This is a genomic window from Streptomyces sp. SAI-127, from assembly GCF_029894425.1.
Taxonomy (GTDB): domain Bacteria; phylum Actinomycetota; class Actinomycetes; order Streptomycetales; family Streptomycetaceae; genus Streptomyces.
The window spans coordinates 859,481-874,167 of record NZ_JARXYJ010000001.1 but is presented as its reverse complement, the minus strand read 5'-3'; the positions used below and the strand labels follow the sequence as shown (position 1 = coordinate 874,167).

The 14,687-nt window shown below is 70.0% G+C and carries 13 protein-coding genes; 8 read left to right on the top strand and 5 right to left on the bottom strand.

Translation table 11 applies throughout. From position 1 onward, the window contains the following. Positions 1–17 precede the first annotated feature (17 nt). The 3 genes from M2157_RS04240 to M2157_RS04230 form a co-directional block, all read right to left on the bottom strand. Positions 18–647 (bottom strand): TetR/AcrR family transcriptional regulator, encoded by a 630-nt coding sequence (locus M2157_RS04240; RefSeq protein ID WP_280860444.1) that lies wholly within the window; start codon positions 645–647, stop codon positions 18–20. A gap of 77 nt (positions 648–724) precedes the next feature. After that, positions 725–1,192 (bottom strand): MarR family transcriptional regulator, encoded by a 468-nt coding sequence (locus M2157_RS04235; RefSeq protein WP_280860443.1) that lies wholly within the window; start codon positions 1,190–1,192, stop codon positions 725–727. A 147-nt stretch (positions 1,193–1,339) separates the two neighbouring features. Continuing rightward, positions 1,340–2,395, bottom strand: coding sequence for an ABC transporter permease (locus tag M2157_RS04230; RefSeq protein WP_280864464.1), 1,056 nt, complete (start codon positions 2,393–2,395; stop codon positions 1,340–1,342). A gap of 130 nt (positions 2,396–2,525) precedes the next feature. Between M2157_RS04230 and M2157_RS04225 the strand changes: the two genes are divergently transcribed. Continuing rightward, positions 2,526–2,969 carry a MarR family transcriptional regulator gene (locus M2157_RS04225; protein ID WP_280864463.1) on the top strand — a complete coding sequence of 148 codons (444 nt, stop codon included), beginning with the start codon at positions 2,526–2,528 and terminating at the stop codon, positions 2,967–2,969. A 31-nt stretch (positions 2,970–3,000) separates the two neighbouring features. Here M2157_RS04225 and M2157_RS04220 read toward each other — a convergent pair whose 3' ends face one another. After that, positions 3,001–3,780, bottom strand: coding sequence for an alpha/beta hydrolase (locus M2157_RS04220; protein ID WP_280860440.1), 780 nt, complete (start codon positions 3,778–3,780; stop codon positions 3,001–3,003). Between the two features lie 681 nt (positions 3,781–4,461). On the opposite strand from M2157_RS04220, the gene M2157_RS04215 reads away from it, so the two are divergent. Then, complete coding sequence (locus M2157_RS04215; RefSeq protein ID WP_280864462.1) at positions 4,462–5,724, top strand: amidohydrolase family protein; 1,263 nt, start codon at positions 4,462–4,464, stop codon at positions 5,722–5,724. 142 nt (positions 5,725–5,866) lie between these two features. Here M2157_RS04215 and M2157_RS04210 read toward each other — a convergent pair whose 3' ends face one another. Further along, positions 5,867–6,640, bottom strand: a complete 774-nt coding sequence (locus M2157_RS04210) for an IclR family transcriptional regulator (protein WP_280860438.1) — start codon at positions 6,638–6,640, stop codon at positions 5,867–5,869. Between the two features lie 120 nt (positions 6,641–6,760). On the opposite strand from M2157_RS04210, the gene M2157_RS04205 reads away from it, so the two are divergent. Genes M2157_RS04205 through M2157_RS04180 form a run of 6 tightly spaced genes read left to right on the top strand, consistent with a single transcriptional unit; the run spans position 6,761 to position 14,661 of the window. Further along, entirely contained in the window at positions 6,761–7,837 is a 1,077-nt protein-coding gene (locus tag M2157_RS04205; protein ID WP_280860437.1) for a cupin domain-containing protein, read from the top strand. Continuing rightward, positions 7,834–8,664: a fumarylacetoacetate hydrolase family protein gene (locus M2157_RS04200; protein ID WP_280860436.1), complete on the top strand. Its 831-nt coding sequence runs from the start codon at positions 7,834–7,836 to the stop codon at positions 8,662–8,664. Before M2157_RS04205 ends, M2157_RS04200 begins: the two co-directional genes overlap by 4 nt. Next, on the top strand, positions 8,661–9,386 hold the full coding sequence (locus tag M2157_RS04195; protein ID WP_280860435.1) for a maleylpyruvate isomerase family mycothiol-dependent enzyme: 726 nt from the start codon (positions 8,661–8,663) through the stop codon (positions 9,384–9,386). Before M2157_RS04200 ends, M2157_RS04195 begins: the two co-directional genes overlap by 4 nt. Positions 9,387–9,402: 16 nt before the next feature. After that, positions 9,403–10,956, top strand: coding sequence for an FAD-dependent monooxygenase (locus tag M2157_RS04190; RefSeq protein ID WP_280864461.1), 1,554 nt, complete (start codon positions 9,403–9,405; stop codon positions 10,954–10,956). After that, positions 10,953–13,010, top strand: coding sequence for an acetate--CoA ligase family protein (locus M2157_RS04185; protein WP_280864460.1), 2,058 nt, complete (start codon positions 10,953–10,955; stop codon positions 13,008–13,010). The genes M2157_RS04190 and M2157_RS04185 overlap by 4 nt, the downstream gene beginning before the upstream one ends. Then, entirely contained in the window at positions 13,000–14,661 is a 1,662-nt protein-coding gene (locus M2157_RS04180; RefSeq protein WP_280864459.1) for a (2,3-dihydroxybenzoyl)adenylate synthase, read from the top strand. Before M2157_RS04185 ends, M2157_RS04180 begins: the two co-directional genes overlap by 11 nt. Positions 14,662–14,687: the final 26 nt, after the last annotated feature.

Genomic DNA, 14,687 nt, shown 5'->3' with positions numbered 1-14,687 from the left:
CCCCGGTGCCTACGCGTTCAACTGCGCGGCGAGCCGACGGGCCGTAGGCCACGGAGGACGGTGTCGACGATCTGTTCGGGGAGTCCGTCCGGGAGTTCGGGGTCGTGGCGTACGAAGGTGCGGATGAGCATGGGGCCGACGAACATGTCGATGGTCAGTTCCAGGTCGATGCCCGTACGGAGTTCCCCGTTGAGCTGGCCTCGCCGGAGGATCTCCAGTCCGAGGTCGCGGCGGGGAGTGATCACGCCGGACTGGTAGGCGGCCCATATCTTCGGGCTGCTTCTCATCTGGGCGTGTGCGGTGTGCAGGACCGCCGACGAGCGGCCGGCAAGGCCGCGTTGGCGCACCGACTCCAGTAGAACGACCAGGTCGTCCCGCATCGACGTACCGGGAAGTTCTCGCTCGGAGGGCTCAGCGGCGCGGATGACGTCGACGAAGAGGTCCTCCTTGTCGCTCCAGCGGCGGTAGATGGCCGCCTTGCCGACGCCGGCGGTGCTGGCGATGGTCCCGAGGGAGAGATCGGCCAGCGGGACGCCGTCCTCCAGAAGCGTCAGCACCGCTTCCAGGATGGCCTGTTCCACGGCCTCGCTGCGGGGACGACCGCGGGTGGAACCGTGCGACGGCGGACGGCTCTCGGCCCGGCTCATGGCGTTCCGTCCTTTCGCTCGCGGCGCACCGGTGAACGTCGCGCGGTCCGCGTCGGGAAGTGTCATCCGCGGGACGGTCAGGGTTGGTTCAGCGATCGTGTGTCGATGGCGAGGGCGTCGGGGTTCAGTTCCTCGACCAAACGGTAGAGCAGACGGTGAATGGCGTCTTTGTCATCCGGGGAGAGCGGCGAGGTCGTCTCCCGTTCGATCCGCTTCGCGATCGTCGTGGCACGAGCGGCCGCCGCGCTTCCCTCGTCGGTCGCGAACAGACGCATACTGCGACGGCTGGTCGGATGGGGCTCCCGTCGCAGCAGCCCTCGCTCGACCAGCTGGCTCACCGCGGCTCCCATGGACTGCGCCGTGATGTCGGAGCGGCGCGCGATCTCCGCGGCGGACACCCCAGGCGTCCAGAGGACCTGCTGCAGAGCGTTGTGCTGTGCCAAGGTGAGGTCCTCCGCACGCAGTGCCCGCTCCAGTCGTCCGGCGATGATCTGGGAGAACTGCCAGGCGAGGTATCCGGTGGTGGGAAACGCGGCGTCGGTCACGGCCGCAGTCTACGAGAGCGGGGCGTGCTGCCCGCGAGCGTGTCACCGGCCACTGGAGCTGGGGCTCAGCCGTGTCCCGGAGCGTGGGCCGATTCTGTTTCCCGTCCCACGATCGGCATGGGGAGCGGCGCGCGGCAGGCTGACGGGTCAGTCGACGGCTGCGCGACGTGGTCCGCGGGCATCAAGCAAGAAGAGCACCACGGTGGCGACGACGATCCACGCCAGCAGGACGACGACACCCGCCGTGAGACCGTCGTTGTTGAAGTGGGACAGGCCTTGCACGGCTCGTACGCCGACTCCCACCGGGAGGATCTCCGAGAGCGGATGCAGCCAGCCCGGCAGGTAGGCGGTGGGCAGCGTGCCCCCGCTCGTGCTGTTGCCGAAGGTCAGCAGGACCACGGCGGCCAGTGACATCCCTGCACGGCCGAAGAGGCGCATGAACATCATGGTCGCGCTGCCGATGGCCGCGGCCATCAGTGTGATGACCCCCGCGATGCCCAGGAAGGGACCCGGCAGCGCAGAGAAGCCCAGGCTGCCGGCCATCGCCGCCACGAGGACGCCGGCGAGGATGCTGAAGGAGGCCAGGCTGACCAACCTCCACCGGTACTCCAGTCGCGGAGCCATCTGGTAGGTCATCATGCCGAACAGGAATCCGGCCAGCACGACGCCGAACCCGGCGTAGAACACCGACATACCGCGGGTGTCGCCCGCCGAGGCCGGCACGACGTCCTGCACTGTCAGCCTGTCTCCGCTCGCTTTGGCGACGCCGGAGAAGGCACCGGTGACCGTCGAGGTCACCGAAGGGCCGTTGGCTCCCGCATACAGCAGCTCGGCGGACTTCCCGGGACCGGTGACATAGGCGGCGTACACCTTTCGGTCCTGCAACGCGTGCCGGGCCGCATTCGCGTCGGGGTAGCGCTTCACCTCGAACCCGCCGGGCAGCCCGAGTTCCAGCCCTCCGGTGATCTGTTCGAGCCGTTGGGTCGTCCCGACCACGGCGACCGGCAGGTCGTGAGGCCGCGGGGCGTGAAATGCGGCCAGGAACACGCTGACGAAGATCGAGCCGATGACCAGCACGATCGCGACGGGGAGCAGAACTCCCTTCATCCCGGTGGCACCCTGCGGCGCCGGAGCGGTGTCCATCGCGTGGTGATGGTGCTGCGCAGGGTGCGGCTCGGCGGAAGTGGTCGGTGGCGTGGACATGGGAGGGGCCTTCTCCGGTTCCTCTTGTAAGGTAGCTTCTAAGGTACCTTCTATTTGTACCCTAGAAATATCAGGCACCTTACTTTTGGAGTTGCTGATGGGGCGTCCTGGCGCACATCCCTCGAGGCGTATGGGCTACCTGGCGTGGCAGGTGGTGCACGTGATGGGAACGCGTCTTGAAAGAGCGTTGCGGTCGCTCAACCTCACGGCCGCCCAGCACAACGCTCTGCAGCACGTCGTCTGGACCCCGGCCATATCCGCGGCGGAGATCGCGCGTCGGACCGGCTTCACTCCCCAGTCCATGGGCGCCGCTGTCAACGCGCTGGTCGACCGCGGCCTTCTGGCCCGCCGCGAACACCCTTCCAGCCGCAGAACCGTACAACTGACCATCACTGACAGCGGCGCGAAGCTCGCCGAGCGGGCGCGGGGTGTGGTGGAACGTCTTGATGAGGAAGCGCTTGCGGTCCTTGCCCCAGCCGAGCGGGCAGTCGTACACACCCTGCTGCTCCGGATGCTCGCAGAGCTCAATCCCGATGCTCTGCCGACGAAGGACCCGCACGGTCACCCGGCTTGAACAAGGTCCCTGCCGACGGCCTCGACGACTCTCACAGTGCGTCCTTCAGCGCCCGAGCCTGCCTGCGCCAGAACTCCCGCGAGATCTCGGCCTTGGGGAACACGAGGTCGAAGCCGTGGAAAGCGCCGGGGATGACGTCGAGGTCGCAGGGGACACCGCTGTCACTGAGCCGGCGCGCGTACTCGACGTCTTCGTCGTGGAAGAGATCGAGGGTGCCGACGCCGATCCAGGCCGGGGGAAGACCGCTGAGATCCTCGCGGCGGGCTGCGGCCGCGTACGGGGAGACATCTGGGCCCGCGACGGCGTCGCCGAGGTAGGACGACCAGCCGTACCGGTTGCTCTTGGGCGTCCAGACGCGCACCTTGAGGGTGGCCAGGTCGGTTCTCGTCGTCGTGCGGTCGTCCAGCATCGGGTAGAGGAGTAGCTGGAACGCCGGCCGGATCTCGGCCCGGTCATGGGCGAGCAGGGCGAGGGCGGCGGCGAGTCCGCCGCCTGCGCTGGCACCGCCGATCGCGATGCGGTCGGTGTCGATGTGCAGGTCGTCGGCTCGCTCGGCCAGTCCGCGCAGTGCGGCGTAGGCGTCCTCGACCGCGGCGGGCGCGGGATGGTCAGGACCCAGTCGATAGCGGACCGCGGCGACGGTGATGCCGAGTTCGCGGGCGAAGGCGATGTTCGTACGGTCGTCCTGTTCGGGTGCGCCGAAGATCAGCCCGCCTCCGTGGATCCAGAGCAGTGCCGGAGCCGCTGTCTTCAGGCCGGTCGGCTGGAAGACGCGAAGCGAGACGGGCGGTGCGCCCTTGGGGCCGGGCACGACGATCTCCTGAACCCTGACGTCCGGTCCTGGATCACTCGCGCGCCACTTCACGCTTCGCACGAGGCGCGACGACAGACGTCCGTAGGACACATTGGGGAGGAAGCGACCTCGTCTGAGATCGGGGTGGAAGGTGCTCATCGGGTCCTCGTTCTTTCCCTCATCGAGGGTGGATGGGATCGTCTGGCCAACCGGCGGGTGGTTGGCGCGTTGAGGGTGGGGACGGTTGCGAAGCCGGTATCACCCGTCCCGACTCCGCCTTTCGATGCTCGCTCCCTGGAATTTGAAGGACGTCCGTATGTCTTACGTTCGTACGACAATATTGTGATCGTTGGTCGATGGCAAGTGGGACGGGGGCGCCGCGTGGGAAGCGGGGCGGCGTCAGCAAGAGGAACAGGCATTCTTGACTCCGAGTCATGAGGCGGAGTCGTGCCCAATCTGCTTCCTTACTGGTCTTGACTCGAAATCACCCTAGAACTAGCTTGGCTCAGGTTCAAGAGAGCGGGCAGCGGCGGCCCCTCGTCTCCCGGGAGCGCTCTGCAGCGGCATGAGCCATGGGCGTCGGCGATCGCCGAGAGAACTGCCTGACCTCCAGCTGGTCACGACGCGCACCCTCGCGGAGCGCAACAGCCATTGGCAGGACCCCGGCAATCAACCGCGCGCCCTCGAGGGAGAGTGGACATGCCCGACGACCGTCCCTTCCAAGCCGTTACTCCGCCCGCCGAGCCCCGCCCCGAGCCTCCTGTCGAGGCCACCCGGCGAAGATTCATCGCCGCGACCGCCGCTGCTTCAGGAGCCGCCGTGGTCGGTGGTCTGGTCGCGGGGTCGCCCGCCCGGGCAGCCGACGCCGCGCCCGGCAGCCCTGTCTCCACGGCGTTCTCCGGCGTTCAAGGAACCGACCCCAAGCGCCCGGAGTCAGGTCCGCCGCCACGGCCCTCAGGCGGCCGCTCGAAGAGCCATCGGAACACCTCGGAGGAAAAGATGCGCATGGTGGCCGTGGAAGAGGCGTTCTCCGTTCCCGGAGCCATCCGGCAGGAGGAAGCGATCCGTCAGCACATGGCGGTGCCGCCGGCGATCAAGCAGGAGTGGTTCCGGCGCCTGGACGATCTGACCGGGCTGCGGCTTGCGGACATGGACGCCAACGGCGTCGACGTCCAGGTCCTCTCGTATTCCACGCCGGGCGTCGAAGTGATCGAGGATCCCGCGGAGGCCGTGGCTGCCGCGCGGCGGATCAACGACCATCTCGCCAAGGCGATCGCCGCCCATCCGACCCGCTTCGCGGGCTTTGCCACCCTTCCGTTGCAGGATCCCAAGGCCGCGGTCGTGGAGCTGCGCCGGGCGGTGGCGGAGCTCGGTTTCAAGGGCGTCCTCCACAACGACCATGTGCGGGGGCACTACCTCGACGAGCCGCAGTTCAGGCCGGTATGGGCCGAACTGGAGCGCCTCGGTGTGACGCTGTATCTGCATCCGGCTGTCGTTCCGGCCGACAACTGGCATGTCTTCGACGGGTATCCCGTGCTGGTCGGGCCGTCGTGGGGGTGGACCGCGACGACGGGTGCCCATGCGCTCCGGCTGATCTACGGCGGAGTGTTCGACGAGTTCCCGCGCGCGTCGGTGATGCTGGGCCACATGGGCGAGCTGCTGCCGTTCCAGATGGCCCGGCTCGACAGCCGCTACGACCAGGTGCCCGCCGAGCACAGGGTGCAACACCTGCCCTCGTACTACCTGCGGAACAACGTGTACGTCACCACCAGCGGCGTCATGTCGCATGCCGCGCTGCTGGGTGCCGTCCATGCCGTGGGTGTCGACCGGGTGCTGTTCTCCATCGACTACCCGTTCGAGTCCAGCGCTGAGGCGGTGGGATTCCTGCGCTCCGCACCGTACGCCCCGGCCGATCTCGCGAGCATCGCGCACGGCAACGCCGAGCGCGTTCTGGGGCTGTGAGGAGCGACGATGTCGGAAGGGAGCCCCCGCTCCACGCCGGCCGCGTTCACCGAAGTGCCCTTCGCGGAGGTCGTATGACACGCCCTGAAGGCCCTACGGCGCACGCCACCACGCGGTTTGAGGTGGCGTGCGGCGCCGCCGTTCACAGACCCTGACCGATGTCCCGCGCGGTCGCGAGCAGAGGTTCGGACAGTTCGGCGAGCCTTGCGCGGGTGCATCGAACGGACGGAGCCGCCACGACCACGGCAGCGACGGCGGTGGCCGTGCGGTCGCGTACACACGCGCCGACGGCGTGCACTCCGCGCTCGCTCTCCTGGAGATTGATGGCGTAGCCGTGGCGGCGCACGGACACCAGCTCGTTCATCAGGCTCTCGAAGTCCTTGGAAGCCTTGGTCCCCTCCTCGGGAAGGCCATTGGGGTAGAGGGCCCGGAGCCGGTCGGCCGGCAGTGCCGCGAGCAGGGCCTTGCCGCCCGAGGTCACGTGCGCGGGCAGGAGTGTGCCCGTGCGGAAGCTGACGCGCAGCGCCTGGGAACCCTCCACACCGTCGAGGAAGCGGCTGCCGTTGCCCTCGAGCACCATCAGGTGGGTCGTCTCCCGGACGGCGTCCGCCAGTCGTTGCAGGTGAGGGTGGGCGATGGTGATCAGGTCCGGGGGAGGGGCGGCCTGGCTTCCCCTGATCGCCTGCAGAGCGGGCCCCGGCCGGTACACCTTGTGGCGGTCCTGCACGGCGAATCCCTCGAAGACGAGCATCGCGAGGACCCGGTGCGCGGTCGAGCGCGCGACGCCGAGCCGGTCGGCGACGTCCATCACCCGCAGTTCGTCGAGCTCGTGCAGCAGCCGGACGACGCGCAGGGCGTTGCCGGCGGCACTCACCGGATACGTGGGACCGGGCGAACCAACCGCTGAATTCTCCATAGCGGAATCCTACCCTTCAAGGATTCCGGTGAGGGGAAACCGCGGCGTAACGTCATGGAACAGCGCGGAACGATGCGCGCTTCTTCCGGCGGTCGCCGAACACACGACGTGGAGGTTTCCGTGACCGACACCACCAGCGAACAGACCGAGCGCAAGCTGCTCGACGAGCTGTACGCGGACTTCGAGGACGCGGGTCTGATCCCGCTGTGGACCCAGGTGGACGGCCTCATGCCGATGTCGCCGCAGCCCGCAGCGGTTCCGCACCTGTGGCGGTGGACGGAGCTGCTGCCCATCGCACAGCGCTCCGGAGAGCTCGTGCCGGTGGGGCGTGGCGGCGAGCGCCGTGCCATGGCCCTGTCCAACCCCGGCTTCCCCGGCCTCCCTTACGCCACTCCGACCCTGTGGACCGCGATCCAGTACCTGGGCCCGCGCGAGGTCGCCCCCTCCCACCGGCACAGCCAGGGAGCCTTCCGGTTCGTCGTCGAAGGCGAGGGCGTGTGGACCAACGTCGACGGGGACGCGGTGGCGATGCGGCGGGGTGACCTGCTGCTGACACCGAGCTGGGCCTTCCATGAGCACCAGAACGTCACCGACGAGCCGATGGCCTGGCTCGACGGCCTCGACATCCCGCTCGTCTCCAAACTTGACGCCGGCTTCTTCGAGTTCGGCCGCGACGAGCTCTCCACCCGCGAAACCCCCGAGCGCTCGCGCGGCGAACGGCTGTGGGGCCACCCCGGGCTGCGCCCGATCGGACGGCCCGACCAGCCCAACTCCCCGCTGAACGCCTACCGCTGGGAGCACACCGACGCCGCCCTGACCGCCCAGCTGGAGTTGGAGCAGGAAGGCGTGCCCGGCGTGCTCGAGCCCGGACACGCCGGAGTCCGCTTCTCCAACCCCACCACCGGCAGGGACGCCCTGGTCACGATGCGCACCGAGATGCGCCGACTGCGGGCCGGCACCCGGACCGCTCCGGTGCGCACGGTCGGCTCCGCGATCTGGCAGGTGTTCGAGGGCGAGGCGGTCGCCCACGTCGGCGACAAGGTCTTCGAGATCGCCAAGGGCGACCTGTTCGTCGTCCCGTCCTGGTGCGAGGTCTCGCTGTCCGCCCGTACCCAGGTCGATCTGTTCCGCTTCAGCGACGAGCCCGTCTACGAGGCCCTCGGCCTCGCCCGTACCTCCCGAGGAGAACACAAGTGAAGCTCGCCACCATCCGGGTCAACGGCACCACGCGCGCCGTCCGCGTCGACGAGGACAAGGCCGTCGACCTCGGTGAGAACGACCTGGTGGCCTTCCTGCGCCACCGGGACTGGGCGACGCGTGCCGCGGACGCCGACGGTGAGACGTACGAAGGCGCCCTGGACTACGCCCCTGTCGTCGTCGCGCCGGAGAAGGTCGTGTGCGTCGGCCTCAACTACCGCACCCACATTCTGGAGATGGGCCGCGAACTCCCCTCGCACCCCACACTGTTCTCCAAGTTCGCGCGGGCGTTGGTCGGCGCCTACGACGACGTGACCCTGCCCGCCTCCTCCACGCAGATGGACTGGGAAGCCGAACTCGGTGTCGTCATCGGTGCCGAGGTCCGGCACGCCGACTCGGAGCAGGCGCGGGCCGCGATCGCCGGGTACACCGTGCTCAACGATGTCACCGCCCGCGACTGGCAGTACCGCACCACCCAGTGGGACCAGGGCAAGACCTTCGAGGCCACCACCCCCGTCGGACCATGGCTGGTGACCGCCGACGACCCCGCGGTCTCCGCCCAGGGCCTGAGCCTGACCTGTGAGGTCGACGGCGACACGGTCCAGAAGGCCGACACCGGTGACCTCGTCTTCGACCCGGTCGCACTGGTCGCGTACCTGTCCGAGATCGTCACCCTTGTGCCCGGCGACGTGATCGCCACCGGCACTCCGGGCGGGGTCGGCCACGCCCGCAAGCCCGCCCGCTATCTGCAGGACGGTTCACTCCTCGTCACCCGGATCGAGGGGATCGGCGAGACCCGCAACACCTGCCGCCTCGAGACACGGTGAGCGCACGCCCGGCCACGATGCTGGAGCGGGCGGCCAAGGGCACGGCGGCTTTCGAAGCCGCCGTGCACCGGCTGACCGACCCGGGATTCACCAGGCCCTCGTACCTGCCGGGCTGGAGCCGGGCCCACGTCGTCGCTCACGTCGCCCGCAACGCCGACGCGCTCGTCAACCTGCTGACCTGGGCGCGGACAGGCGTCGAGACGCCCATGTACACAAGTGGCGACCAGCGTGCACGTGAGATAGAGGAGGGCGCCCGGCGGCCGGCCGAGGAGCTGCGTGCCGAGCTGCTCGCGGCCGACAGCCGTCTCGCCGAGGAAGTCGCCGCGCTGCCCGACGAGTGCTGGGCGGCGACCGTCCGCACCGCGCGAGGGCGTGAGGTTCCCGCCTCGCAGGTCCCCTGGATGCGGGCGCGTGAGGTGTGGATCCACGCCGTCGACCTGGACATCGACACCAGCTTCGACGACGTGCCGCACGACATGTGCGCGGCCCTCGTCGACGACGTGGCCGCCTCCTTCCGGGCGCGACCGGACTGCCCCTCCGTCCGGCTGCGGTCCGAGGACGGTGCCCACACCTGGCTCCTGGGCGACTCGGCCGGCGTCGAGCCGGTCGTGGTGAGCGGTGACCTGCCCAGCCTGGCCGCCTACGCGACCGGACGGCCCGTGCCCGGCCCCCTGTATCCGACCGGCGGGGGATCCCTGCCGACACTGCCCGCGTGGCTGTGAGCGCGAAGGAAATGCCATGAAAGTTGCCTGCATCGGCGCAGGTCCCGGAGGACTGTTCTTCGCCACCCTGCTCAAGCGGAGCCGGCCCGGCGCCGAGGTCGTGGTCTTCGAACGCAACCGCCCCGACGACACGTTCGGCTTCGGAGTGGTCTTCTCCGACGCCACCCTCGACGCCATCGACGCCGCCGATCCCGTCCTCAGCGAAGCGCTGGAGAAGGACGGCCGGCACTGGGACGACATCGAGGTCCGCGTGCACGGCGCTCGGGAGCGCGTCGGCGGCATGGGCATGGCGGCCGTCGTACGCAAGACGCTGCTGAGCCTGCTGCAGGAACGGGCCCGCGCCGAGGGCGTGCGGATGCGCTTCGAGCATGAGGTCCGCGATCCCGCCGAACTGGACGACTTCGACGTGGTCGTGGTGTGCGACGGCGCCAACAGCCGCTTCCGCACCCTGTTCGCCGACGACTTCGGACCGACCGCCGAGGTGGCGAGCGCGAAGTTCATCTGGTTCGGCACCACTTACATGTTCGACGGGCTCACCTTCGTCCACCAGGACGGCCCCCACGGTGTCTTCGCCGCCCACGCCTATCCGATCAGCGACTCTTTGAGCACGTTCATCGTCGAGACCGACGCCCACTCCTGGGCCAGGGCCGGTCTCGACACCTTCGATCCCTCGACCCCGCCGGGCACGAGCGACGAGAAGACCAAGAGCTACCTGGAAGACCTGTTCCGCGAACAGATCGACGGGCACCAGTTGGTCGGCAACAACTCCCGCTGGGCCAACTTCGCCACGCGCAGGGCCAGTTCGTGGCGGCGGGGAAAGTGGGTGCTGCTGGGCGACGCGGCGCACACCGCCCACTTCTCGGTCGGGTCCGGCACCAAGATGGCCATGGAGGACGCGGTCGCGCTGGCCGAGGCCCTGGGGGAGCCGTCACCCAGCGTGCCGGAGGCGCTCGACCTGTACGAGGAGCGCCGCCGCCCCAAGGTCGAGAGGATCCAGAACTCGGCACGGCCCAGCCTGTCCTGGTGGGAACACTTCGGTCGCTACGTCCGCTCCTTCGACGATCCGACGCAGTTCGCCTTCCACTTCCTCACCCGCAGCATCCCGCGCGGCAAACTCGCCGTACGCGACGCGTCGTACGTGGACCGCGTCGACGGGTGGTGGCGGCGACACCATGAGGCGGGGCCCCTGAAGACGCCTTTCCGTGTCGGGCCGTACCGCCTTCCCTCGCGCCGGGTGACGGTTCGCGACGACCTCCTGACCGGGACCGACGGCACCGGCATCCCGATGGTCCCCTTCAGCGGTCAGTCGTTCGGGGCGGGCGTGTGGATCGACGCGCCGGACACCGAGGAGGGATTGCCGCTCGCGCTCGACCAGGTGCGTAAGACGGCAGAGGCAGGCGTCCTGCTCATCGGCGTCCGCGGCGGTACGGCGCTGACCCGCGTACTGGTCGCGGAGCAGGCCCGGCTCGTGCACAGCCTTCCCGCCGTGATCACCGGCGCGTACGACGACGACACCGCGACCACGCTCGTGCTCTCCGGCCGGGCCGACCTCGTCGGAGGCAGCAAGTGAGCGCCCTGGACGCGTTGTTCGCACCCCGAGCCATCGCCGTGCTCGGCGCATCGGCCACGCCCGGGAAGCTCGGCGCGGCGATGACCGACTCTCTGGCTTCCTTCCCGGAGCCGGTGATGAAGGTCAACTCCGGCCGCCCGGATCCCGATCGGGGCTTCTTCCCCACCGTCGGCGAGGCCGCCGCAGCCCACGGCATCACACCCGACTTGGTCGTCTCCTGCATTCCGGCCGCCGTGACCACCCACGCCCTGCGCGAGGCGGCAGCAGTCGGTGCCCGCGCCGCACTCGTGTGCGCCGGCGGGTTCGCGGAAGCCGGGGGCGACGGTGCGCGACACCAGCAGGCGTTGGCCGAGGTGGTGCGGGACACCGGCATCCGGGTCCTCGGACCGAACACCTCGGGCTTCCTGGCCCCCCACCGACGGCTCACGGCCAGTTTCGTCCCCGGCGCGTCCGACCTGGAACCGGGTCGGGTGGCGGTCGTGGCCGCGAGCGGCGGCGTGAACCACGCGCTGGCGTTCGCCCTGGCCGAGGCCGGCATCGGCCTGCGCCTCGGGGTCGGCCTCGGCAACAGCCTGGACGTCACCCAGGCAGACGTCCTGCGCCACCTCGCCGAGGACGATGGCGTACGGGCCGTCGCCCTGCACGTGGAGACCGCCGCGGAAGGCCGCCGCCTCACCGAGGCGGTACGACGCCTGACCGATCGTGTCCCCGTGGTGGCCCTGGTCGTGGGCCGTAGCGACATCGGCGACTTCGCCCGCTCCCACACCGGCGCCCTGGCCACCTCCTGGCGCGTGACCAGGACGGCCCTGCGCCAGGCCGGAGCCGTCCTCGTCGACGACGAGCGCGACCTCGTCGACGCCGTCACCGCGCTCAGCCGCGTACGGCTCCCGGCCAACCCACGCCCGGGCATCGGCCTGGTCACCGCACAGGCCGGACCCGGACTGCTGCTCACGGACGACCTGCGCTCCCACGGCATCCAGGTTCCGCCGCTGGTCGAACGGACAGTGAAAGAGCTGCGTGAGCTGCTCCCGGCACTCACCTATCTGAACAACCCCGTCGACACCGGCCGCCCTTCGCCCGCGCTCACGCACGTGGTGGAGCGGGTCTCGGAGGACCCCGCCATCGACGTCACCGCCGTGTACGGCCTGCTGGAACTCACGGCGGTGGACCTCCCGGCGGTGCTGACCGCCGCCCGTACGGCCACCCCGCTCGTCGCCGTCGTCGGCGGACCCGTGGAGCAGGCGCGGCGCGCCCGCCGTGAACTCGGCGAAGCCGGCATTCCCTGCGCGGCCACGCCGGCCTCCGGATCGGTGATGGTACGCGCGCTCGTCGAGGACGCGGCCGCCCGCACCCGGCTCGAGGCCGTCGTCACCGCCTCCGACGCACCCACCCTGCCCCCGCCGGGGCCGGTCGACGAGCACACCGCCAAGACCGTCCTCGCGGACCTGGGCATCCGTACGCCCGTACGGCGCGCGTGCGCCGACCCCGCCGCGGCGCACGCGGCTCTCGACGAGCTCGACGGACCGGTCGTTGTGAAGATCCTCGACGCGGAGATCCTGCACAAGACGGAGGTCGGCGGGGTCCAGGTCGGCATCCGCACGCATGAGGAGCTCGACGAAGCTCTCATTCGTATGCCCGCAAGCCCCGCGCTGCTGGTCGAACAGGTGGCCCCGGCGGGACCCGAACTCATCGTCGGCATACGCCGCGACCCGGTCTTCGGCCCTGTGCTGGCTCTGGGCGCCGGGGGAACGGCCGCCGAAATCCTCGGCGACGTCTCCCTGCGCCTCGCGCCCCTGTCCGCGAACGAGGCACACGCGATGCTCGACGAACTCGCCACCCGCCAGGTGTTCCTCGGCGCGCGCGGCGCCACCCCGGTCGACCGCGCGCGGCTCACCCACGTGCTGCTCGCCCTGGCCTCCCTCGCCGCCGACGACGCCGTGGCCGAGTGCGAGATCAACCCTTTGCGTGTCCTGCCCGACGGCGACGTCGTCGCGCTCGACGCCGTACTGCTGCTGCGTGACCCCCGGGATCAAGGAGGATCCGATGACGCGTGAGGGATTCGTGCCCTGGCCCAAGGAGGCGGCCGACCGCTACCGCGAGGCCGGGTACTGGCGTGGCAGGCCGCTCGGCTCGTACCTGCACGAATGGGCCGAGACCTACGGCGACACGGTGGCCGTCGTGGACGGCGACACTCGCCTGACGTACCGTCAACTCATCGACAGGGCCGACGGATTGGCGTGCCGTCTGCTGGACAGTGGTCTCAACCCCGGTGACGCGATGCTCGTCCAGCTGCCCAACGGCTGGGAGTTCGTCACCCTCACCCTTGCCTGTCTGCGGGCCGGAATCGCTCCCGTGATGGCGATGCCCGCGCACCGCGGTCACGAACTGCGCTACCTGGCCGCTCACGCCGAGGTCACCTCGATCGCCGTACCGGACCGACTCGGCGACTTCGACCACCAGGCCCTGGGGCGGGAAGTCGCCGAAGCCACCCCGAGCGTACGGCTGTTGCTCGTCGCGGGTGGCACGGCAGGCGCCGACGCCACGGATCTGCGCGCCCTTGCCGAACCGGCCGACGACCCGGTCGCCGCACGGGCCCGGCTCGACCGGATCGCCCCGGACAGCGGCGACATCGCCGTCTTCCTGCTCTCCGGCGGCACGACCGGACTGCCGAAGCTCATCACCCGCACTCATGACGACTACGAGTACAACGCGCGGCGCAGCGCCGAGGTCTGCGGCCTCGACTCCGACTCCGTGTACCTGGTGGCACTGCCCGCCGGACACAACTTCCCCCTGGCCTGCCCCGGCATCCTGGGCACCCTCATGAACGGCGGCCGGGTCGTCCTGGCCCGCACCCCGGAACCCGGCAAGGTGCTGCCGCTGATGACCGCCGAGGGAGTGACGGCCACCGCCGCGGTGCCGGCCGTCGTCCACCGCTGGATCGACGCGGTGGCCGCCGGCCGCCACCCCGCCCCGCCCGCACTACGGCTGTTGCAGGTGGGTGGCGCCCGCCTTGCGCCGGAGGTCGCCCGCCGCGCCGAACCCGTGCTCGGCGGCACGCTCCAGCAGGTGTTCGGCATGGCAGAGGGGCTCCTGAACTACACGCGCCCCGACGACCCCGACGACATCAGGATCGAGACGCAGGGGCGCCCCATGTGCCCGGACGACGAGATCCTCGTCGTCGACGCCTCCGACAGCCCGGTCCCGACCGGCGAGATGGGCGCCCTGCTCACCCGCGGCCCGTACACCCCGCGCGGCTACTACCGGGCCGCCGAGCACAACGCCCGTGCGTTCACCCCCGACGGCTGGTACCGCACCGGTGACGTCGTCCGGCTCCACCCGTCGGGCAATCTCGTCGTCGAAGGACGGGACAAGGACCTCATCAACCGGGGCGGCGAGAAGATCTCCGCCGAGGAGGTCGAGAACCTCATCTACCGCCTCCCCGGTGTCGCCCGCGTCGCGGCCGTCGCGAAGGCCGACCCCGACCTGGGGGAGCGGGTGTGCGCGGTCGTGGTCGTCGAGCCGGGGACCCACTTGAGCCTCGAATCGGTCCGTGCCGCCCTCACCGCGATGCAGGTGGCACGGTACAAGCTGCCCGAAGACCTGCTGGTCGTGGACGAGTTGCCACTGACGAAGGTCGGCAAGATCGACAAGAAGCGGCTGCGGGATGTCGTCCGCGGCAAGGCGGACTCCGTCGAGGCGGTGTGACGGCGTTCGCCGCCGCCATCACCTCA